General features: G+C 39.0%; 18 protein-coding genes and 1 pseudogene. 12 read left to right on the top strand and 7 right to left on the bottom strand.

Annotated elements, in window-relative coordinates:
• Positions 1-14 precede the first annotated feature (14 nt).
• The 3 genes from RMZ95_RS09865 to RMZ95_RS09855 all read right to left on the bottom strand — a co-directional run bounded on the left by RMZ95_RS09865 (position 15) and on the right by RMZ95_RS09855 (position 2,491).
• Positions 15-902, bottom strand: coding sequence for an alpha/beta hydrolase (locus tag RMZ95_RS09865; protein ID WP_322686834.1), 888 nt, complete (start codon positions 900-902; stop codon positions 15-17).
• 258 nt (positions 903-1,160) lie between these two features.
• On the bottom strand, positions 1,161-1,670 hold the full coding sequence (locus RMZ95_RS09860; protein WP_322686835.1) for a HugZ family protein: 510 nt from the start codon (positions 1,668-1,670) through the stop codon (positions 1,161-1,163).
• A 164-nt stretch (positions 1,671-1,834) separates the two neighbouring features.
• On the bottom strand, positions 1,835-2,491 hold the full coding sequence (locus tag RMZ95_RS09855) for a DUF3386 domain-containing protein (RefSeq protein WP_322686836.1): 657 nt from the start codon (positions 2,489-2,491) through the stop codon (positions 1,835-1,837).
• A gap of 100 nt (positions 2,492-2,591) precedes the next feature.
• Between RMZ95_RS09855 and RMZ95_RS09850 the strand changes: the two genes are divergently transcribed.
• Positions 2,592-3,263: a LuxR C-terminal-related transcriptional regulator gene (locus RMZ95_RS09850; protein WP_322671358.1), complete on the top strand. Its 672-nt coding sequence runs from the start codon at positions 2,592-2,594 to the stop codon at positions 3,261-3,263.
• A 361-nt stretch (positions 3,264-3,624) separates the two neighbouring features.
• On the opposite strand, the gene RMZ95_RS09845 is transcribed toward RMZ95_RS09850, so the two are convergent.
• The gene (locus RMZ95_RS09845; RefSeq protein ID WP_322686837.1) at positions 3,625-4,275 is read right to left on the bottom strand and encodes a sigma-70 family RNA polymerase sigma factor; all 651 of its coding nucleotides are present in this window, start codon (positions 4,273-4,275) and stop codon (positions 3,625-3,627) included.
• A 429-nt stretch (positions 4,276-4,704) separates the two neighbouring features.
• On the opposite strand from RMZ95_RS09845, the gene RMZ95_RS09840 reads away from it, so the two are divergent.
• The 11 genes from RMZ95_RS09840 to RMZ95_RS09790 all read left to right on the top strand — a co-directional run bounded on the left by RMZ95_RS09840 (position 4,705) and on the right by RMZ95_RS09790 (position 16,701).
• Positions 4,705-6,429, top strand: coding sequence for a fatty acyl-AMP ligase (locus tag RMZ95_RS09840; RefSeq protein ID WP_322686838.1), 1,725 nt, complete (start codon positions 4,705-4,707; stop codon positions 6,427-6,429).
• A gap of 283 nt (positions 6,430-6,712) precedes the next feature.
• A complete protein-coding gene (locus tag RMZ95_RS09835) occupies positions 6,713-7,642 on the top strand; it encodes an acyl-CoA desaturase (protein WP_322686839.1) in 930 nt (309 codons plus the stop codon).
• 49 nt (positions 7,643-7,691) lie between these two features.
• Complete coding sequence (locus RMZ95_RS09830; protein ID WP_322686840.1) at positions 7,692-8,003, top strand: acyl carrier protein; 312 nt, start codon at positions 7,692-7,694, stop codon at positions 8,001-8,003.
• Positions 8,000-9,385, top strand: a complete 1,386-nt coding sequence (locus RMZ95_RS09825; RefSeq protein WP_322686841.1) for a thioester reductase domain-containing protein — start codon at positions 8,000-8,002, stop codon at positions 9,383-9,385. The genes RMZ95_RS09830 and RMZ95_RS09825 overlap by 4 nt, the downstream gene beginning before the upstream one ends.
• 140 nt (positions 9,386-9,525) lie before the next feature.
• Entirely contained in the window at positions 9,526-10,230 is a 705-nt protein-coding gene (locus tag RMZ95_RS09820) for a lysophospholipid acyltransferase family protein (RefSeq protein WP_322686842.1), read from the top strand.
• Positions 10,211-11,944 carry an FAD-binding oxidoreductase gene (locus tag RMZ95_RS09815; protein ID WP_322686843.1) on the top strand — a complete coding sequence of 578 codons (1,734 nt, stop codon included), beginning with the start codon at positions 10,211-10,213 and terminating at the stop codon, positions 11,942-11,944. The genes RMZ95_RS09820 and RMZ95_RS09815 overlap by 20 nt, the downstream gene beginning before the upstream one ends.
• On the top strand, positions 11,941-12,750 hold the full coding sequence (locus RMZ95_RS09810) for an SDR family oxidoreductase (protein WP_322686844.1): 810 nt from the start codon (positions 11,941-11,943) through the stop codon (positions 12,748-12,750). Before RMZ95_RS09815 ends, RMZ95_RS09810 begins: the two co-directional genes overlap by 4 nt.
• 8 nt (positions 12,751-12,758) lie before the next feature.
• Positions 12,759-13,676, top strand: coding sequence for a phosphatidate cytidylyltransferase (locus tag RMZ95_RS09805; RefSeq protein WP_322686845.1), 918 nt, complete (start codon positions 12,759-12,761; stop codon positions 13,674-13,676).
• Between the two features lie 161 nt (positions 13,677-13,837).
• The gene (locus RMZ95_RS09800; protein ID WP_322686846.1) at positions 13,838-14,473 is read left to right on the top strand and encodes a CDP-alcohol phosphatidyltransferase family protein; all 636 of its coding nucleotides are present in this window, start codon (positions 13,838-13,840) and stop codon (positions 14,471-14,473) included.
• 6 nt (positions 14,474-14,479) lie between these two features.
• Positions 14,480-15,400 (top strand): archaetidylserine decarboxylase, encoded by a 921-nt coding sequence (gene asd, locus RMZ95_RS09795; RefSeq protein ID WP_322686847.1) that lies wholly within the window; start codon positions 14,480-14,482, stop codon positions 15,398-15,400.
• Positions 15,401-15,411: 11 nt separating this feature from the next.
• Positions 15,412-16,701: an MFS transporter gene (locus RMZ95_RS09790; RefSeq protein WP_322686848.1), complete on the top strand. Its 1,290-nt coding sequence runs from the start codon at positions 15,412-15,414 to the stop codon at positions 16,699-16,701.
• Positions 16,702-16,907: 206 nt separating this feature from the next.
• Here RMZ95_RS09790 and RMZ95_RS09785 read toward each other — a convergent pair whose 3' ends face one another.
• The 3 genes and pseudogenes from RMZ95_RS09785 to RMZ95_RS09775 all read right to left on the bottom strand — a co-directional run.
• Complete coding sequence (locus RMZ95_RS09785) at positions 16,908-18,281, bottom strand: DUF2330 domain-containing protein (RefSeq protein WP_322686849.1); 1,374 nt, start codon at positions 18,279-18,281, stop codon at positions 16,908-16,910.
• Between the two features lie 26 nt (positions 18,282-18,307).
• Positions 18,308-19,204 carry an RnfABCDGE type electron transport complex subunit D gene (locus RMZ95_RS09780; RefSeq protein ID WP_322686850.1) on the bottom strand — a complete coding sequence of 299 codons (897 nt, stop codon included), beginning with the start codon at positions 19,202-19,204 and terminating at the stop codon, positions 18,308-18,310.
• Positions 19,205-19,435: 231 nt separating this feature from the next.
• Positions 19,436-19,780 (bottom strand): annotated as a pseudogene (locus RMZ95_RS09775) (calcium-binding protein); the annotation flags it as partial.

Raw genomic sequence — 19,780 nt, 5'->3', positions numbered from 1 at the left:
TCCCTACTGCCCACTTACCCAAGATACCGGTGCAATAAACCAATGAAAACTTCTGGTATTTCCAAATGAGGTAATATTCCGGTATCTGCGATCGCATAAAAATCTCGAATTGCTCTTGGATTTAGATTTGCCAAGCGTTGTCCTAATTTGATGTTGGTAAATTGTGCTTTTTCTCCCCAAAAAATGACGGTGGGAACTGTTAGTTGTTGAATATATAAACTCAAGTCGAAGTAAAGATCGCCTCGCAAAAATGCTAAAGCAGCAAACTTGGCATTAGGTTGTTGTGCCGAGGTTAAATAAGCCTCCACCATCTCTTGAGATACTCGTTGTGACTTAGCAAAGAGAAAACTTTGTAAAAAATTTCGGACTGCAATTTCATTTTCAGCACCAATCATGTAAATAAAATTGTCCAACAGAGGCGCATTGATTACCGAAAGCGGAAGTCTGCGTCCAGCACCCTGTCCAAAATCATCAAATCCAGAAGGGGAAACCAAAAACAGTGCTTTGAATAAATTGGGTTGAACAATAGCTAGGCGAATAGCAAAAGCAGCTGTAAGAGATGAGGCTACCACTGTCACCGGCTGGCGACAAGTTTGGATGATAAACTCTGCGATCGTGCTGAGATAATCCCTAATTTTATAATCCCGCACTGGATGGGCCGACTCTCCCCACCCGATTAAATCGGGAGCTAAAATGTGGTAATTAGAGGCAAAAGCTGGGTAAACTTTAGACCATTCATAGGCAGACGCTCCCCCACCAAAGTTATGGAGAAATAGTAGTGGAGGTAAATCTTCAGTGTCAGCAATCGTCCAAGGTGCATTCGTTTGGGTATAGTAAACCATTGCCCCCAAGAATGTATGAATGACTTTATGCCCAAAGCCAGGAGGTTGAAACTGAAGCATAAAATTAAAAAGTTTAGTTTATTTGAATTTGCCTACAGTCAAACTAATTCAGGAGTCAAAATACATCTGTCTGAATAGTTATATAGCAGAATTCAGTCCTTCTGAATTCAGAAGTAAAACAGGCTTTAAACCTGGCTTTTAAACTTAGATTGTATACCTCTCTAACTTGAAATTTGCTGTATCCATTAGACTTGATTCTTTCTAAATTCTAAATTCTGACTCCTAGATGCTGAATTCTTGCAATTCATAATTCATCATTTATCCTTGCTTTTTCTCGGCATCTCCTGTGATTTGAACAAGTTGATGAAGGTTATCGCCACTAATATGATATGCTCCTCCAAAACCAACTACAAAGCGACCTTCACTTGGAGTTAATCGGAAAATCCGAAAGTCAGATAAGCCGCGCAACACCTCGATAATTTCACCAAACCGCTCTTGAAATTGCTCAACAATTTGATTCCAATTGTCAGTTTCACGCTCTATCAAAGTTGCCGTACAATCAAAACTCAAACGACGACGGGCAAAAATTAGATTACTTTTAGCTTCATCCTCGATAAACAAGACACTAACATGAGGATTGGCATAAAGATTTTTGGTGTGAATCGAAAGACCACTAACGTAAATGTAGATATTCTTGGAATCATCTATTACAAAGGGAGCATAACTAGCATTGGGTATTGCTTGTGCGCTCACAGTGCTAATAATTACACTCTCAAATGCTTCAGGGAACTTTTCGTACTCAGCTTGAATGTTTTCAAGTTGACTCATAAAGTAGATTACCACGCTTATTAGGAACACCTAATTAAGTATCTTAACGTGATTGAGCGATGTCTACGAGAAGCTACAGTTACGCATGGAATGCCCAAAAAATAAAAGCGATCGCTCCCTTTAACTCAAGAGCGATCGCTAATTTTTAGATTACAGAATACAGCTTAAGCAGCAACAGGTTCCAACAATTTAATGTCAGAGAAAATAAATTCCTGAGTAGAAAATTGTCCTGCTGTCTCGGTGCGAATCTCCCGACGATTTAGGATGAAATAGTCACCAACTTTTTCATACTCATCAATAAATTCGCTTCTACCGCCCTTCTGTTCCCCAGTTTTGGGGTCATGGTACACAGAGTCATAGGTATGGGACAGGTAGCCTTCCCCGGTATCGTGACTGCTGAAGGTGTCAATGGTAACGTAAGTCCCGTGGATTAGACGGTGAACATGGCAGACTTCATTATTGCGGACTTTGTATTTATCGCCCTCAGCCTTACCACCCATTAAAAGCTCAACCGCACCTGTTTCGTCAGTTTTACCATAACTAAACGTATTGGCGCTGTGAGTGTCTTCAAAGCTGCGGCGGACGCGGTGAATTGCTATCTCCCAGGCTTGACCATGAATTGCTTTCTGGGCTGACTCATCATCTACATCCAAAACTTCGGCTTTGAGATTGGCACTGATGATAACTTTGCCTGTAAACACTTTACCATCATGCTTATAGGTAATATTTGCAGTATAACCAGGGAAATTCTTGTCCCAAGTATAGCGGTTTTCATAAGCAGCCCGGAAAAGTTCCTGAGCAGAGAGTTGTGTAACTGTCATGTGCTTCTCCTAGTCGCTACTGTAATTAGCGTTTTAGTTTCCTTGGTATTAGCATAGAAGTAATTGTTGAGGCTTGGATAGTCCCCAACTGGGTACACTTATGGCTAATTCTCTACACGCTGTATTTCAGGCGATCGCTAATGTCCAAAATGAGCAAGAGTTAAGACTCGCTCTCACGGATAAAATTAGCGAGCATTTTGGCGTGCAAAATTGGGGTATTTATCTCCTAGATGAGCAACCAACCACTGAGATTAATGTTCCAGGCATTCCAGCAGTATGCTTAGAGAGCAATCCAGTGGGACGCTATGTAGTTGAGCGTCATGCTCCCGCCCACGAACAGTTATTATTATCGCCAGGAGACTGGAAGCATTTTTGTTCGCGTTCCGACCACGAACACGTGATGACCGGGCCAATTGTTTGCGATGGTCGTCTTGTCGGAACCCTTAACTTGGCTCGTGACAAGGGAAATCCTGCTTTTAATGGTAACGATTTAGCTGACTTGAGCGCTTTATGCATTCATTTGTCAGCAAAAATGGCAACCCTACGAACAAAACCCAAAATATCCAATTCCCTTTTAGTTAGTCCTTTGACAGCGCGTGAGTTAGAAATTGCCGAGTTAGTGGCACAGGGGTTAACGAATGCAGAAATTGGAGAAAAACTTTGGATTACGCAAAATTCCGTCAAACAAGCTTTGAAGAGAATGTTTCGGAAGTTGAAGGTTTCGGCGCGTGCAGAAATGGTAGCAAAGCTACAAGATATACAAGTTTCTTGAAGGAGGTAGAGGCAGAAGGCAGTGCATTGGTGTCAGTAGTGCTGAGTGCTGTATATGGATAGCGGGGCGTTTAGCCCGTGCTGAGTATAACCCCATAGTTGAAATAAGAACGTATTTTTTCTTGCACTACGTGTCCTTGTGAACAGTGAACAGTGACCAGTGACCAGTTACCAACCGATTCTTGCTGATATAGCACAAGCTTTGGTGGTTAGGACATCAACAGACGATAAAACTTAGACACAAAAAGGCTTTTCACCCAGTCCCCAGTCCCCATTACCCCTTATCCCCAGAGGGGGCCCCACCATCCCCAGTCCCTTGCTATAACTGATAACTGTTATCTCAGCATCGCTAACAGCACCGATCATAATAATCCCTCCAATTCTGCAAACTTACGCAAACGCGGTAAACATTGGCGTTGATAAAAACTGCTTAATGTCGGAATTGACAACCTAAATTCCTCAGATAAATCTTTCCAGCTAACTTCTGGGGGTAAGCGTTTGAGAATTAACACCTGACAATTCACATCTGGACGCCCTTTAATGTAAGTACCGCGCAGTTCTCCATCCGAATCTGTCTTCGCCCATATCTCCAACTCTTCCAAAATCGGAGGTGCTTGGGGGGTAGCCTGTAGGTTATCTACAGGATCGATAGTTTCACTTGTTCCACTGGATGTAGACTGACGAATTCTCAGAGGGACTGTTGTGGCTTGTTCTCGGTTCTGCTTAAGGTAAAAGTCTTGTAGTCTCCGTTTTAGGTAAGCATTCAGCCAGGTGATCACACTGCCATAATTTGGATCGTAGATTTGACCTGTCAAACCTTCACAAACATTGCGACAGAAATACAACCAAGTTTGTTGTAGTGCGTCTTGATAGTAGGGAGTATTTTCCCTCCAGAGTCTATTTGCTGTCAAGCGAATAATTTGCGTGAGCAGCTTCTGACGCTGAGGGCTTCCAGGTTGGTGTCCACAGGCTTCTGTAACTAAGCGGCGTAGCTGTTCATCGAATTGAACCATGACAATCTTGGCGAAGAAAGCAAGAATATCTTAGTATTGCGTATAACAACACCCGAAGAATTACCTTTCGTCAAGATAAGTAGAAGGAGTGGAAAAAATCAAACTATGTTAATAAAAGTAAAGTAGGCTAAAATCCTCTTTCTTCCTGTCTCCTGCGGATGCTCTCTACGTTCGCGAACAGCGTGTCGCAGACAGACGCTCTTGCTAGCTTGCAACTCTTACAGAGTACGCGGACTCGCTCTGTGCGTTGCCATGCCGTTGGCGTTCGCGTTAGCGTCTCTGAAAGAATGTGGTGACAAATCCAGGTTCCACATCCCGTGAAAAGTCAGCTGAATTCCTTATCAATCCTTAAATTTAGAATTGCTGGTATTTTTTCTGAATATAATTTGGTAAATTCTTTAATATTTATACTTGATAAAATTACGTGGGATGAACCTGGAGATTGCCAATTTTATTGATATTGTTAAAGCAAGAGCCTTGATTGAGCCAGATAAAACATCTTTTATTTTTCTGCAAGACGGAGAAACAGAAGTTGCCAAGCTTACTTATAAAGAGTTAGACCAACAAGCAAAGGCGATCGCATCTCAACTACAAAGTATCATAAATCCTGGCGATGCCTACGGCGCGCTACGCGTACGCGCTTTACTTCTCTACCCACCTGGACTTGATTTTATTGCTGCCTTCTTTGGCTGTTTATATGCTGGAATAATTGCAGTTCCCGCTTATCCACCCCGGCGGAATCAACATCAGTCTAGATTAGAGGCAATTATTATAGATGTTCAACCGCTAGTTGTTCTCACCACATCTGATTTGTTAGCAAATATCAGCAATCAACTAGGTCAAAATCAACAGTTACCAAACTTGCACTATATAACTACTAACAATATCGTTAGTAGTGAAAATTTTATCCCCTATCAAGCCTCACCAGACACTCTAGCTTTTGTGCAATACACTTCCGGATCTACAGGGATACCAAAGGGTGTAATGATTACGCATGGCAATTTGCTATATAACAGTCAGCTAATCCAGAGTTGTTTTCAAGACACACCATATAGTTTGGGAGTGTCTTGGTTGCCACCTTATCATGACATGGGATTGATTGGTGGAGTGCTACAACCGTTATATGTTGGTGCGCCTACGATCTTAATGTCACCTGTAGCATTTATCCAAAAACCTTGGCGCTGGCTACAAGCTATTTCTCGCTACAAAGCAACTACCAGTGGCGGGCCAAATTTTGCTTACGAATTATGTGTAAAAAAAATTACTTTAGAACAAAAAGCAGAACTTGACTTGAGTAACTGGATATTAGCTTTTAATGGAGCAGAACCTATTCGTATAGAAACTTTAGAACGATTTGCAACAGCTTTTAAGTCTTGTGGTTTTCGGCAGGAAGCATTTTATCCCTGTTATGGTATGGCAGAAGCAACTTTATTGGTTTCTGGCGGTTTGAAAACATCTCTACCTAGTGTTTGCCAAGTTGACAAAGCAGCATTAGAGAAACACCAAATAGTTGCAGATGTCAATACTTCAGAAAATCTTCAGAAAATGGTTGGTTGTGGTTACGCAAGATTAGACCAGAAAATAGCGATAGTCGATCCTGAGTTACAAATCCCATGTCCAGAGGGTAAAGTAGGAGAAATTTGGGTATCGGGTGCAAGCGTAGCTATGGGATATTGGCAGCAACGAGACCTAACAGAACAAACTTTTAATGCTTATCTAGCAGATGAAGGCCCCTTTCTCAGAACTGGGGATTTAGGATTTTTACAGCATGGTGAGTTGTTCGTAACTGGCCGAATTAAAGATTTAATTATCATTAGAGGTTGCAACCATTATCCTCAAGATATTGAACAGACAGTGCAACAAAGCCATCCTGCTCTAGTTGTCGGTTCTGGTGCGGCATTTGTAGTAGATTTAAACGGCGAACAGAAATTGGTAGTAGTTCAGGAAGTCGAGCGTACTTACTTGCATAAGCTAAATGTTCAAGAGGTAGTCAGAAATATTCGTCAAGCAGTTGCAACCGAAGATGGGATACAGATTAATACTATAGTACTGGTTAAAACTGGCAGTCTTCTTAAAACTTCTAGTGGTAAAATTCAGCGCTTTGCTTGCCGAGAGGCATTTTTATCTGGAAATTTACAAATAATAGATATGTAAATAACTATAAAAATGCATTGCATTCCGCAGCTTTTATAGTAATATCAATTTTACTCTGAAAGATAAATTTATAAATCAGAAATAAAGAATAAGGACGTTAGTCACCAGAATTATCTAATTAAATTCTGCGTGATTTACGGATGTAGCTTGCTTTTTAGTAAGAGTATAAATGGGTTTAAATTCACCATAAAATTAACAATTTTGTGGTCTTGTTTTGGTGGGTTTAAATCCACTCACTTATTGATTATGACTTTATATTTAAACTTATTGCTAGGGGTAAAAAATGTCCGCTCAACTTAAAGTTTCAGTATCAAGTATTTATTTAGAAAACATTAAGCGACGTTTTATTTTAGGAATTTTTTTTATATCTTTATTTGGATGTCTAGCGGCTTTAGCTGATTTTTTTATATTAGGTATTACGGCTTGGAAAATAGGTCTATTGTTGTTCATGTTAATCCTGACTGGTATAGGAATTACTGTTGGCTTTCATCGATATTTTGCTCACAAAACTTTCAAAAGTATACCAGTAATCGGCATTATTCTAGCTATTCTTGGTTCTATGGCAGGTCAAGGTTCGGTGATTTCTTGGGTGTCTGTTCATCGATGTCATCATCAATATAGCGATCGCCCTGGAGATCCTCATTCTCCTCATCTTCACGGTGAAGGAATTGGCGGGAGGCTCAAAGGTTTGTGGTATGCCCATCTTGGTTGGTTATTAGATGGAGAACTCCCCAATTCTCTTGTTTTTGCTAAAGATTTACTCCAAGACCCTATTTATCAAAAAATCAACCGACTATATGGGATATGGATTATTTTAGGTTTAATTCTTCCAGCGATTTTAGGGGGAATTATTACTTGGAGTTGGCTGGGTTTTTTACAAGGATTTATCTGGGGAGGAATGCTCAGACTTTTTTTCAGCTTTAATAGTGGTTACATTATTAACTCTATAGGTCATGTTTATGGAAAAAGATTGTTTAAAAACATAGACCAAAGTAAAAACAACATTTGGTTGGCGATTCTTACCCTTGGTGAAGGTTGGCACAACAACCATCATGCTTTTCCTAACTCAGCAAAGTTTGGTTTAAAGTGGTGGCAAATAGATCCAGGATACTGGGTAATTTTTACTTTACAAGCTATAGGTTTAGCTTGGGATGTAAAGCATCCTAGTTTAGAAGCAATTGAATTCAAAAAACTGAATGAAATTTCACAATAATACTCTCAATTAGCTAAAAATAATTAACAAAACTTTCAAATAATAAAAAATGGAACTTGAAAATTTACAAATTGATTCCACATTAAAAGCCTCAGAAGTATTGAAAACAAAGGTTACTGTAGCAGAAATTCAAGCCTGGCTAATTTCATATCTAGCTACCGCTTTAGAAATAGCTTCAGATGAAATAGATGTCACTTTGCCTTTACATAGTTACGGATTAGATTCTAGTGCCGCAGTCAGTTTGACTGGCGATCTGGGTGATTTTCTGGAATGCCAGTTAGAACCGGATTTACTAATTGATTACCCAACTATTGAAGCTTTAGCTCAACATTTGGGTGATATAGAGGAAATAACCTTATGAATCTCTATCAACTTTTTGATTGGCTTAATAAACAAGGAATTAAGTTATCGGCTCAGGATGGTAAGCTACATCTGCGTGCGCCGAAAGGAGTATTATCTCCAGAAATTCAGAAAATTCTCAGCGAACGGAAAGCTGAAATTCTGGAATTTATGACTCAAAATCATCAAAAAATTGAAAAATTTATAGATTTATCCGCAGAAGCAGTTTTAGAATCAACTATTTATCCAGAAAATACCGCTACCTCATTGGTAACTGAACCCACTTCTATTTTTTTAACCGGAGCAACAGGTTTTTTAGGGGCTTTTTTACTATCCGAACTATTACAACAAACTCAAGCAAAAATTTATTGTCTTGTGCGTGCATCCGAACTTGAAACTGCCCAAGGGAGATTGCAAAATAATTTAAAGTTTTACAACTTGTGGAATAGTTCTTTCCAGTCAAGAATTATACCAGTTTTGGGTGATATTTCTCTGCCACAACTGGGTTTGACAACAGCAACATTTAGCAAACTAGCAAATGAGATTGACAGTATTTATCATAGTGGAGCATTACTAAGTTATGTGTACTCTTATGCTCGATTGAAACCTTGCAATGTTTTAGGAACACAAGAAATTTTACGATTAGCCTGCCAAAGTAAAACCAAATCCCTGCATTACATTTCAAGTTTTGCTGTATTTGAGTCATCAGCTTATTGCCAAAAAATAGTCGATGAAAACGAATCACTATCTGATTGGGAAGATATTTATTTGGGATATTCTCAAAGTAAATGGGTAGCAGAGAAGTTGGTTATGGAAGCCCGCGATCGCGGATTGCCAATAAATATTTATAGGTCAGCTTTTATCTCTGGGGATAGTCAAACCGGAATTTGGAAAAACAATGATATTATTTGTCGGATGATTAAGGGTTATATCCAGATGGGTAGTATGCCTCAACTCGACTATTTTTTAGATTTATCTCCAGTTGACTATGTAGCCCAAGGAATTGTTTATTTATCTAGACAAAAGCAAGCGATCGGCAAGTGCTATCATCTGAATAATCCTCATCCTTACCATTGGCAAGATTTGTTTGCTTGGCTTTGCTCTTTAGGTTATTCTATCCAACTCATTCCTTATCAACAGTGGCAAAAACAGTTGTCTGCTACTATGCGAACAAACCAAAACGTTTTAACATCTCTAATTCCTTTCTTTTGCAAACAATGGGGGCGAGAAGAAATCACAATTCCTGAGTTATACCAACAAAATATAAGACCAAAAATTAGTTGTCAAGAAACTCTTAATACGCTGAGAGAAACTGCGATTATTTGCCCTCCTGTAGATACTGCTTTACTTAAAATATATTTTTCGTATTTCCTTATTAGTGGTTATTTAGAACCAGCTTCATAAAGTTAAAACTAGGTAAATATCAGATTACCAAACATAGCTAATTATAAAAAATTGTGAAGATAGAAGTAAATTCAAAGAAAAAATTTTCCTAATGACTCATAGCTGATAAATATTTACTGACCAATGACTAAGATAAAATAATGACAGAAAATCAACTTTTAAATTGGCTAGTTAATATAGGTCAAAACATTATTTGGATAAGTGGTAAATTGCTTTACCAACATTGGTTTCAGCTTAAATGTCAAGGACTAGAAAATATTCCCCAGGATAGAGCTTATATAATTGCAGCTAACCATGTTAGTCATCTTGACGGCCCAGCAGTGATAGCGGCCCAAGGCAAACATTTTAAAAATGTTTACAGCTTGGCAGCAAAAGACTACTTTTTCAATCAACCATTCAAAGCATGGATGTGCCAGAATTTTTTCAACATGATTTGCTTTGAACGCAAAGGTAATTTTTTAAATTCTCTGCGTTCCTGTCAAAAAATTGTCGAACAACACAAAGTAATTCTGTTTTTCCCAGAAGGAACTCGCTCGATAACGGGTGAGCTTCAACGCCTAAAACTGGGATTAGGATTGTTAGTGCTGCATTTAAACGTTCCTGTCATTCCTGTTTATATTCATGGAACTTATCAAGCATTGCCTAAAGGTAGACATTTTCCCAAACGACATCCAATTTATGTCAGTTTTGGCTTACCTTTAGACTTCAGGCATTATCAAACTAAACAAAATATACTTGACACTCGTCAAATTCAACAACAAATTATTAATGATGTATATGTGGCGATCGCTCAACTGCACGACAATTTAAGAGGAGGAGTGAATTATGGAAACTTGGGGACATAAATGGGGGTTTGCCGATACCCAGTTTATCATCAATGACGATCGCTCGGTAACTTTGACAGGCGATCGCTATAATTTATCAGGCTACAAAATGCCTTATTTTATTTCCCATATAGAAGAACAATTAGGTATTGAAATTAATCCCCATGAACAGCAACCAGAAATAACAGAAAAATTTATTTACCCTTTAAATATCAATAAAAGCTTTTGTCAACAATTAGAAAATATATTTCCTAGTAATCAATACACATTTGACGAGCCAGAACGTCTTTTTCACAGTCATGGGCAAAGTGCTTTTAAAGAAGTTTACAAAGTTCTTTACTCTAAATTAGACCGAACTGTAGATATGGTATTTTATTGCCAATCAGAGTTAGATGCCCAAAAAATTATAAATCTTGCCATAGAACACAATATCTGTCTTGTTCCTTTCGGTGGCGGAACTAATGTTAGCTGCGCCTTAAAGCTACCAGAAGATGAAAAAAGAATGGTAGTTTCTGTAGATATGCGGCGAATGAATAAAATTGAATGGATAGATAGAGATAATCTCCGCGCTTGTGTACAAGCAGGAATTACAGGTCAGCAGCTTGAGGAACAGTTAAGAAAAAATGGATTTACTTGCGGTCACGAACCTGATAGTTTAGAGTTTTCGACTTTAGGGGGTTGGATTTCTACAAATGCGAGTGGAATGAAAAAAAATCGCTATGGCAATATTGAGCAAATTGTAGAAAACATTACTCTAATTACCCCTAAAGGCACAATTGAACAAATACAACCAATTACCCGCGCTTCAATGGGAATGCAGATTCAAAATATCCTGTTTGGTAGTGAGGGAAACTTAGGATTAATTACCAAAGCTGTGATTAAAATTCATCCTATTCCCCAGGTAAAAAAATATGGATCTCTCGTTTTTCCTAACTTCGAGTTAGGAGTAGGATTTTTATACAGTTTAGCTCATAGCGGATTTGTTCCAGCTAGTATTCGTTTGGTAGATAATAATCAATTTCGCTTCGGTCAAGCCTTGAAACCACAGCCAACTAATATCAAAGGCTGGATTGATAAACTCAAAAAGTTTTATTTATTAAAGCTGCGTGGCTTTAATCCCTATCAAATGGTAGCAGCTACTATTGTTATGGAAGGATCTGCTCAAGAAATTGCTTATCAACAAACTAATATATATGCGTTAGCTAAAAAATTTCAAGGCTTGGCATCGGGGGCAGAAAACGGACAACGAGGCTATATGCTAACTTATGCTATTGCCTATATGCGAGATTTTTTAGCTAGTTTTTTTATTCTTGGCGAAAGTTTTGAAACATCTGTCTCTTGGAGTCAAATTCACCAAGTTTGTCATGCTGTTGACCAGATATTAAAAGAACAGCATGAAAAGTTTAATTTACCTGGAAAATCTTATCTATCTTACCGAATTAGTCAAGTTTATCATACAGGTGTTTGTTTATATTTTATGTTTGGCTTTTATAGTAAAGGAGTTGAATCTCCAGAAATAATTTCTCTTCAAATCGAGCATTATATCAGAGTAGCAATCATGGAAAATGGTGGTTCTATTTCTCATCATCATGGTGTTGGTAAAAGTCGCCAAGAATTTATCAAAAATACTTTGTCATCTGACAGTATTGAATTGATTAAAGAAATCAAACAAGCCAACGATCCACAAAACATTTTTGGGATCGGCAATTTTTGTGCAGACGCTAAAACTATATGAGTCAGTTTAATGGTTTAGTGGCGTTGATTACTGGGGCTTCCTCTGGAATTGGGGCAGAAGTTGCCAAAGAACTTGCCCGTGAAGGTGCAAAGGTTGTGCTTTTGGCGAGACGCACGGAACGATTAGCAACTATAGCCGCAGAGATTGACCCCAGCGCTCAGAAGGTACTAGCTATATCCTGCGATGTAACTTTAGATAGCGAAGTAGAAAAAGCTGTCAGTCTTGCTCGAAGTAAATTCGGTAAGATTGATATCGTTGTTGCTAATGCAGGTTGGTCTTTAAAAGGCAAATTGGCAGACTTAAATGTGGATGACTACCGCAAGCTGTTTGCAACAAATATTTTTGGAGTTCTCAACACAATTTACGCTACCTTAAATGACCTGAAGAAAACGCAGGGAAGATTAGTTGTTATTAGTAGTGTGAAAAGTTACATTGCCTTGAGTGGTGATTCTGCTTATAGCATGAGCAAATTTGCTTTGCGGGCTTTATGCGAGTCATTATCTCAGGAGTTAGCGCCCGATAATGTATCGGTAATACACATTTGTCCTGGCTACGTTGCTACTGAAATTCGCCAAGTAGATAACCAAGGTATTTGGCATCCAGAGTGGCAAGATTCTATTCCGTCAATGTTGCTGATATCGCCGTCACAAGCAGCAAAAGAAATTGTGCAAGCGATTTCTCAACGGAAAAAAGAAAAAGCGATCGCCAATTACAGTAAGGTAATTATTTTTCTGAAACGCCATTTACCAGGCTTGGTTTTATGGATAATATCTAGGTTCAAAATTAAAGTTTCTTATAAGAAGTGAGAGAATTTGTGGAAATTTTCAACCCGTTAATTTTGCCAACCCTTGTTATTGCTGGGGGGGAAATAGCGATCGCTTTATTCTTTTTCATGATTTTCGCTATTATCTATCGACGCGACCCGACAAAAGTTAAACACGATGCTCTCAAATTAGCTATCTTAATCGGCATTGGATTGATTTTAATTGCTGCGGCAGGGCTAGGAAAATACGGATTACTCCCTGTTGCTTTGTTCTTAGCCTATTTTGGTTGGCAAGAATTACTAGAAACTGTGCAAATTAAATATGGCGCGATCGCTTTACCTGTGCTGTTGCAGCTATTGGGAACTGTTGGGATTGTGGGCGGAGTTTGGGGAAATGTTTTTGCTATTTTTTGCAGCGCGATCGTTGCTACTTGGGTGGCGATCGCTTTACCAATTTTAATCCTGCGTCATCCACCCCCAATGCACGGTATTTTAACTACAGCTTTTGGCATAGTTTTTATTACTATCCCCTTAGCCAGCTTATTAACACTTGCCGACTCTGCTTATCAAGAATTTAATCTACTCATCTTACTAGTATTAACTAATGATGGTTTTTCTCAAGGAATTGGCAAAATATTAGGAAAAACGCCTCTAATTCCTGGGATTAGTCCTAATAAAACCTGGGAAGGAACTATTGGAGGACTCCTAGCTTGTCTTGTTTTAGGCTGGAGTCTTAGTTTCATGTTACCAGAATGGCGACTTTGGCAAGTTTTGTTATTGTCTGGAGGAGTTGCTTTGATGGCATTAACTGGTGATTTGATTGCGTCTTCGCTAAAGCGAGAAGCAGGAATTAAAGATTTTGGTCAAGTTTTAGCAGTAACTGGAGGAGTTTTAGATAAGTTTGATAGTGTAATGTTTACAATTCCAATTTTTTATTTTATTGTGCATTGCAAACAGTCTTTAAACTAACCTTTTAATAGTTTTCTGAATCTCCCGTATTTCTGGAGATAATTAAATTTGCTTGTCGGGTCTTATTTCGCTGAAATCTGGGTATTTTAGCAATATCTTCGTTAAACCCGTCCTGACAAAATGTAATCAAATAAGTTTTTTATATTATCTGCAAAAACGCTATGTTTAGTCCAATTATACGGCAAATTGATTTAGCTAACAGTTTAACTTTAACAGGGCTAGTTTTGAGTTTAATCTCAGTTTTTTTAGCAGTACATGGGCATTATAATGAAGCTGTAATCTGCATGATGTATGCAGGAATAATTGATTTATTTGATGGTCTGGTTGCTAAAAAAATTTCCCGCACAGAATTACAATCTGAAGTCGGTAAGCAATTAGATAGTATTGTTGATGTTTGTTCGTTTGGTTTTGCTCCAGCAACTTTTGCTTACTGCTTTGGATTGAAGGATTTATTATCTATTGCAGTGCTAATATTTTATCTCGCAACAAATGCCTTACGATTGGCATATTTTAATACTACAGGTTTAATGAATGAAGGAAGCGAACAATATTATACAGGCTTACCTGTGACTTACGCGGCTTTGTTTATTCCCCTAGCATTTACAGCTAGATTTGCTTTACCTGATGAAACAATGAAGTTTATCTTAGATGGTGTTTACCTACTATTAGCTCTAGCAATGGTAGGCAATTTTAAAATGCTCAAGCTGCGAGGCGTTTGGTATGGGATATTTGCTCTCGGCGCGATCGCACTTACGGCTGTATATGGTTGGGTAAGTACTGTAGGCATATACTTCTAGGAATAAATGACAAGTAAAACGCTGAAAACTGAAATTTATTACCTCGAACGTCAGACAGGAGAAATTATTTATGAGCAGATATTTGCTGAAAAAACTTTACGTTTATTATATGAAAATTATTTTGGATTTATAATTTTTAACTATTTACTTAATAACAAGACATTTTGTTGGCTTTATGGCAAATATCAAGATTTACCTTTGACTAAAAGCCAAATTAATAAATTTGTTCGTCGGTATCAAATTGATATTAAAGAGACTGAATTGCCACTGAAAAATTATCACAGCTTTAATGCTTTTTTCTCACGCCGACTCAAACCTAATGCTCGCGTATTTACTACCGAGTCAAATATATTTTGCGCTCCAGCAGATAGTAGAATTTTAGTTTATCCAAAATTGACAGCAGAAACTCAGATTCCTGTGAAAAGTTCTTCTGTTACGATTGCAGAATTACTAAACTGTGAAAAATTAGCTCAAATCTATCGCCAAGGTTCAGCACTTTGTCTGCGTCTTGCTCCCTATGATTACCATCGATTCCATTTTTCTGATATAGGAAAAGCATTACAAGCAAAATATATTCAAGGAAAATATCACTCCGTTAATCCACTTGCGCTTGCCAAAGTATGTAATATTTTCTCTCTCAATAAAAGAATGGTAACAGAATTTATTTCTGATAATTTTGGCAGAATCGCCTATATAGAGATAGGTGCTTTTACTATCGGCAGTATCATTCAGACTTATACTCCTGGCATAGTTTATAAAGGTCAAGAGAAAGGATATTTTCAGTATGGAGGTTCTACTTTAGTTCTCTTGTTCGAGCCTGGAACTATTTGTTTTGATGACGATTTAATTCAACATTCACTAGAAGGTCTTGAAGTTTACGTTCAGGCTGGTAGTAAAATTGGGAAAAAACCCCAGATCAAAAGTTAAGGAATGGGAAAATGCGAACTTTCCTTGTGATTTGGTTTGGACAGCTAATTTCTCTGATTGGCTCTGGATTGACTAGCTTTGCGCTGGGAGTGTGGCTGTATCAGACTACTGGTTCATCAGTACAATTTTCTTTGATGTATGTATGTGCTGAACTTCCCTATATTATTCTTGCTCCTTTTGGGGGTGCGATCGCCGACCGATGGAATCGACGCTGGCTAATAATTTTAAGTGATAGTATTTCTGCTGTTTGTACTCTTTCCATTGCTCTATTAATGTGGCAAGATTGGTTACAAATCTGGCATCTTTACTTAGCAGTTGCAGTCAGTTCTGGTTGCAAAGGATTTCAACAACCCGCCTATTATACAACCCCAACTCTTTTTGTTTCTCCAAAACATTTTAGTCGTGCTAATGGCATGATTCAGCTTGCTCAAGGAGCGGGACAATTATTATCTCCTATCTTAGCTGGGATATTGGTAGATATAATTAAAATTTACGGCGTTATTTTAATTGACTTTACCAGCTTTATTGTTGCTCTATTGACCCTGTTGACAATCCCTTTTCCTAGTGTTTCCAGTTCCCAATATATTCAACATTCTCAGACTTCACTGTTAGATAATATTGTTGAAGGCTGGAACTATATTAAAGCTCGTCCTGGTTTATTGACGCTGCTGATGTTCTTTTTTATTACTGACTTCACTATTGGTTTAGTACAAGTTTTGATAACTCCAATGGTTTTAAGCTTTGCTAATGCTAAAGTCCTCGGTCAAATTTTTTCCATCGGTGGAAGTGGTTGGTTATTTGGGGCAGTTTTAATGAGTACATGGGGCGGTTTTAAACGTAAAGTTAATGCAGTTTTATGTTTTGAGTTTATATTAGGTTTATCGATTTTAGTTGCTGGTATGCAACCTTCAGCAATCTTAATTACTGTTGCGGCTTTTTTTGCTTTTTTCAGCGTTCCGATTATTATTAGCTCTCATAATTCGATTTGGCAGGTTAAGGTTGACCCGAAAGTTCAAGGTCGGGTTTTTGCGTTGCGGGGTGCGATCGCCTGGGCTGCTTTTCCCCTTGCTTATCTCTTGGCTGGCCCTTTAGCAGACTATGTATTTCAGCCTTTACTACTTCCAGATGGATTGCTAGCAAACAGTATTGGACTACTCATTGGTGTTGGCCCAGGACGGGGTATTGGTTTGTTATTTAATTTAGTTGGAATTTTTGTCATGCTGGCAACAATTGTCGCTTATAACTATCCCTATATTCGCCGAGTAGAAGACGACTTACCTGATTTTGTAAAACCTGTCTAGGTAATCATGGATAGCCAAAGCGTTGAAACTGCAACGATGGTATCAAAACAAGTGGTTTCGATCCTGGCAAAAAAATTAAGGGACGTAAGCGGCATCTGATGGAGCGACAAAAGAGCTAGGATGCAGCTAGAATAAGTTCCATCGCCCTAAGAGGTTATGTGAGGAGTATTTTTTGAATTAACTTTACTCCCCACTCCCCACTCTCCTTAATATAATCCCAGCCAGGATAGGACATTTTCCCACCAAGAATATTGCAGATTACCTACACTCAACTTCATTTTGTTGCGAATGTCTTGGATCTTCCAGTTGGTTAGTTTAGCTAGAGTTTGCGCCTCTTGTTCAAAACGTTTGGGTAAAGACTGCTTATATTCTCTGCCAGCCTGACATTTGAGTTCCCCTTGGAACGGATGTTGCAAAACATAGCGTCCTTGAAAAGATTCACTGTTGGCAGTTTGTTGAAATATTAAGTCTTCAGGGAATTTGTCGCGGGTATAACGAACATGCAATCGAGAGATGAAGACGTTACTTCTAGGAGAGGGACGACGAAAACTAGGGGGTACTGGCACATTACTTGTAGAATTATCATCTAGCCAAAATACACCTGCTTGCTTGAGTTCTTCTGGAGTCAGGGGTTCGGCGGAACAAGGATCGCAACTACCCATATCCCAAGCGTATTCTAAAAAACCAACTTTCCTGTCTTCTTTGGTGTAAACAGTTTGAAACATGGATTTGTAGAATTCACCAAATTCATCTTTGACAAACAAGGGAATATTTGCATCGGATGGGATTTTCACCGTTCGGTAGTTAGTGATTTCTGCTTGTCCTTGGGGCGAGAGAATGTAGACAATTAAATCCTGCTCTGTCGTAGCATTGATCATGCCTAAACGAATTGGCAGCATGAATTTAGGTGATTGATAGGAAATTTGTAACGGACGGAGGAACTGATAGCCAGATTGCTCGAATTTATCTAAGTTGACTTTAGCAACAAAGAATTTCATTGAGGAGCGAATATAAGGCTGAAGTAACTGTTTCGCACCTCTGGGGATTTTGTAGCCATTGCGTTTAAGCCAAGTTTCCAATCCACCAGATTCTTTCGCACTGAGGATCACAATGTCGTATTCGCCAACGTTGAAACGTGCTTCAACCGTCACACCCAAACTAGCATCGCCCCTTGCATTCCCCGCCTCACTTCTCGGTGCTGCTGGCGCTGGTGCTGATAATTCTCTATCGTAAACTGGGGCACAAGGATCTGAGTCGAAATATTCAACCAATCGCGGCGCACTAAAAGCATCTAGCCGCTCGATAATCTTGGGTTCAGTGACGCGAACTTGTTCTTTTTGCAACACTGTTGGCACTGGTACTACCATTGCAAAATCTTTGACTTCGCCTTGAAAATCGTTTGCCATTGTTAGGATAGTGCGATCGCCATCCCGTGCTATAACCACTTGAGAAGCTTTGTTATACAGTTTTGTATCAGCTTTGGCTACATAAAATCCACAAAATGCCCAAGCTGCTGGTGCAAAGCACAAAACAGCTACAATTGCTAACAATAATGGTGTTAAAAGTCGAAAAAATTTCATTATTTTATACCTCTATTTTTTTAGTGCTAGAGACTAGAGACGCGATGAATCGCGTCTGTACAAGAGTGAAGTTCTTCCCCTGCTTCCTCATCTTTTTCTTGCCAAGTAAATCTTGGGGCTAACCAGAAAACATCTAGGAGGATGCTCAAGGGTGCAAGGGCAAATAGCGCCCAGAAAACTGCTGTGGAAACAAAGAAATAATTTCGCAGGATAAAAGTCAATCCGGCGATGCAGATTGCCCAAACTACACGCCCAATTCGGGAATTGGGAATCGATCGCGGATCGGTAATCATAAATAGGGCGAACAGCAGTAAAGACCCACTCATCAATCGATGCCAATAAACATCCCAAGTCCAACCCAGCCAGAAATTGCGAATCGCCTCTAGCAAAGAGTAAGAACCCAAAAAAGCTGCTGTGGTGTCCCAGCGACCGATGCGCTGCAAAATCATGCCGCCAGTACCGAGAAATAATAGCCCATACCACCACTCTTCACCCCATTGTCCCGGCGAAACCCAAGCATCGGGGGTGAGAATCAAGGCAGATATAATGCCAAAATTGGCAGGATTGAAGAAATGCTTATCGCCGACTCGGAAGATAAATTTGCTGGCGATCGCAATTGCTGCGGCTATTGCCATTGTTGTCCAGTGGTCAGCCCGCAACAATAAACTCAGTCCCAGTGAGGTAATTAAAGCACTGCGAAGATTTAGGCTTTGTCCTTTGTCATTTGCTAATGACCAATGACTAATACTTCGACTACGCTCAGTACAAGTGACTAATGACAATATCCATTGAGTTGCTAGACTTGTGGCGATCGCTACCCCAATCAACTCTGGTCGCAACGTCCAATCTCGTGTACCGATTCCCAAGACTAGAAATAAGCCGAGAAATAGAATTTGATAATCTCGTATATCTTTGAGCAACATTACCCTTTTATTCAGGGATATCCCGTAGATTTCTCATCAATTTAGACGAGTACTAAGTAAAATGGCATTGCTGTTACAGATTTTGTTACAAAATAAAGCATTGACAGACCAAAGCGATCGCTCTGATGTTTGAACTTAAAGATAACCAAAAAAGGTAGGGATGCGATCGTATCCCTACCTTTTTCAAGTTAATTGACCGAAGTATGAAGATATGGAATAAAAGGAAAAGATTTATACCAGCACAACATCTAGATTAACTGAGAAGAAAGAAGGCTTGTTCTCAATGGTGGCGAATTGATACCCTGCGAAGAATAAGTCACCATTAGTGCTGTTGTAGCTGAACTGGTTGTTAGAGCTAGCACCAAATGCAGACTTGGAAATCTGGATTTTGTCACCCTCTTTCCACTCGAAGTCTTTGATGATATCGATACCTTCAAATTTGCTATTGAAGACAAACTTATCTGCGCCAGCACCACCTGTGAGTACGTCAGTGCCATAACCACCAACGATGAAGTCATTACCCGCTCCACCGCTGAGAACATTATTGGCATTATTACCAACAATCGTATCGTTGCC

The organism is Nostoc sp. DedQUE07 (genome assembly GCF_034530975.2).
Classification (GTDB): domain Bacteria; phylum Cyanobacteriota; class Cyanobacteriia; order Cyanobacteriales; family Nostocaceae; genus Nostoc.
Note: the sequence above shows the minus strand (reverse complement) of the source record. Positions and strands in the feature narration are given on the sequence as shown.

Bases quoted from the DNA above. Each gene is read 5' to 3' on its own strand.
- RMZ95_RS09865 (WP_322686834.1), bottom strand. From the start codon at position 902: ATGCTTCAGTTTCAACCTCCTGGCTTTGGGCATAAAGTCATTCATACA.
- RMZ95_RS09860 (WP_322686835.1), bottom strand. From the start codon at position 1,670: ATGAGTCAACTTGAAAACATTCAAGCTGAGTACGAAAAGTTCCCTGAA.
- RMZ95_RS09855 (WP_322686836.1), bottom strand. From the start codon at position 2,491: ATGACAGTTACACAACTCTCTGCTCAGGAACTTTTCCGGGCTGCTTAT.
- RMZ95_RS09850 (WP_322671358.1), top strand. From the start codon at position 2,592: ATGGCTAATTCTCTACACGCTGTATTTCAGGCGATCGCTAATGTCCAA.
- RMZ95_RS09845 (WP_322686837.1), bottom strand. From the start codon at position 4,275: ATGGTTCAATTCGATGAACAGCTACGCCGCTTAGTTACAGAAGCCTGT.
- RMZ95_RS09840 (WP_322686838.1), top strand. From the start codon at position 4,705: ATGAACCTGGAGATTGCCAATTTTATTGATATTGTTAAAGCAAGAGCC.
- RMZ95_RS09835 (WP_322686839.1), top strand. From the start codon at position 6,713: ATGTCCGCTCAACTTAAAGTTTCAGTATCAAGTATTTATTTAGAAAAC.
- RMZ95_RS09830 (WP_322686840.1), top strand. From the start codon at position 7,692: ATGGAACTTGAAAATTTACAAATTGATTCCACATTAAAAGCCTCAGAA.
- RMZ95_RS09825 (WP_322686841.1), top strand. From the start codon at position 8,000: ATGAATCTCTATCAACTTTTTGATTGGCTTAATAAACAAGGAATTAAG.
- RMZ95_RS09820 (WP_322686842.1), top strand. From the start codon at position 9,526: ATGACAGAAAATCAACTTTTAAATTGGCTAGTTAATATAGGTCAAAAC.
- RMZ95_RS09815 (WP_322686843.1), top strand. From the start codon at position 10,211: ATGGAAACTTGGGGACATAAATGGGGGTTTGCCGATACCCAGTTTATC.
- RMZ95_RS09810 (WP_322686844.1), top strand. From the start codon at position 11,941: ATGAGTCAGTTTAATGGTTTAGTGGCGTTGATTACTGGGGCTTCCTCT.
- RMZ95_RS09800 (WP_322686846.1), top strand. From the start codon at position 13,838: ATGTTTAGTCCAATTATACGGCAAATTGATTTAGCTAACAGTTTAACT.
- asd (WP_322686847.1), top strand. From the start codon at position 14,480: ATGACAAGTAAAACGCTGAAAACTGAAATTTATTACCTCGAACGTCAG.
- RMZ95_RS09790 (WP_322686848.1), top strand. From the start codon at position 15,412: ATGCGAACTTTCCTTGTGATTTGGTTTGGACAGCTAATTTCTCTGATT.
- RMZ95_RS09785 (WP_322686849.1), bottom strand. From the start codon at position 18,281: ATGAAATTTTTTCGACTTTTAACACCATTATTGTTAGCAATTGTAGCT.
- RMZ95_RS09780 (WP_322686850.1), bottom strand. From the start codon at position 19,204: ATGTTGCTCAAAGATATACGAGATTATCAAATTCTATTTCTCGGCTTA.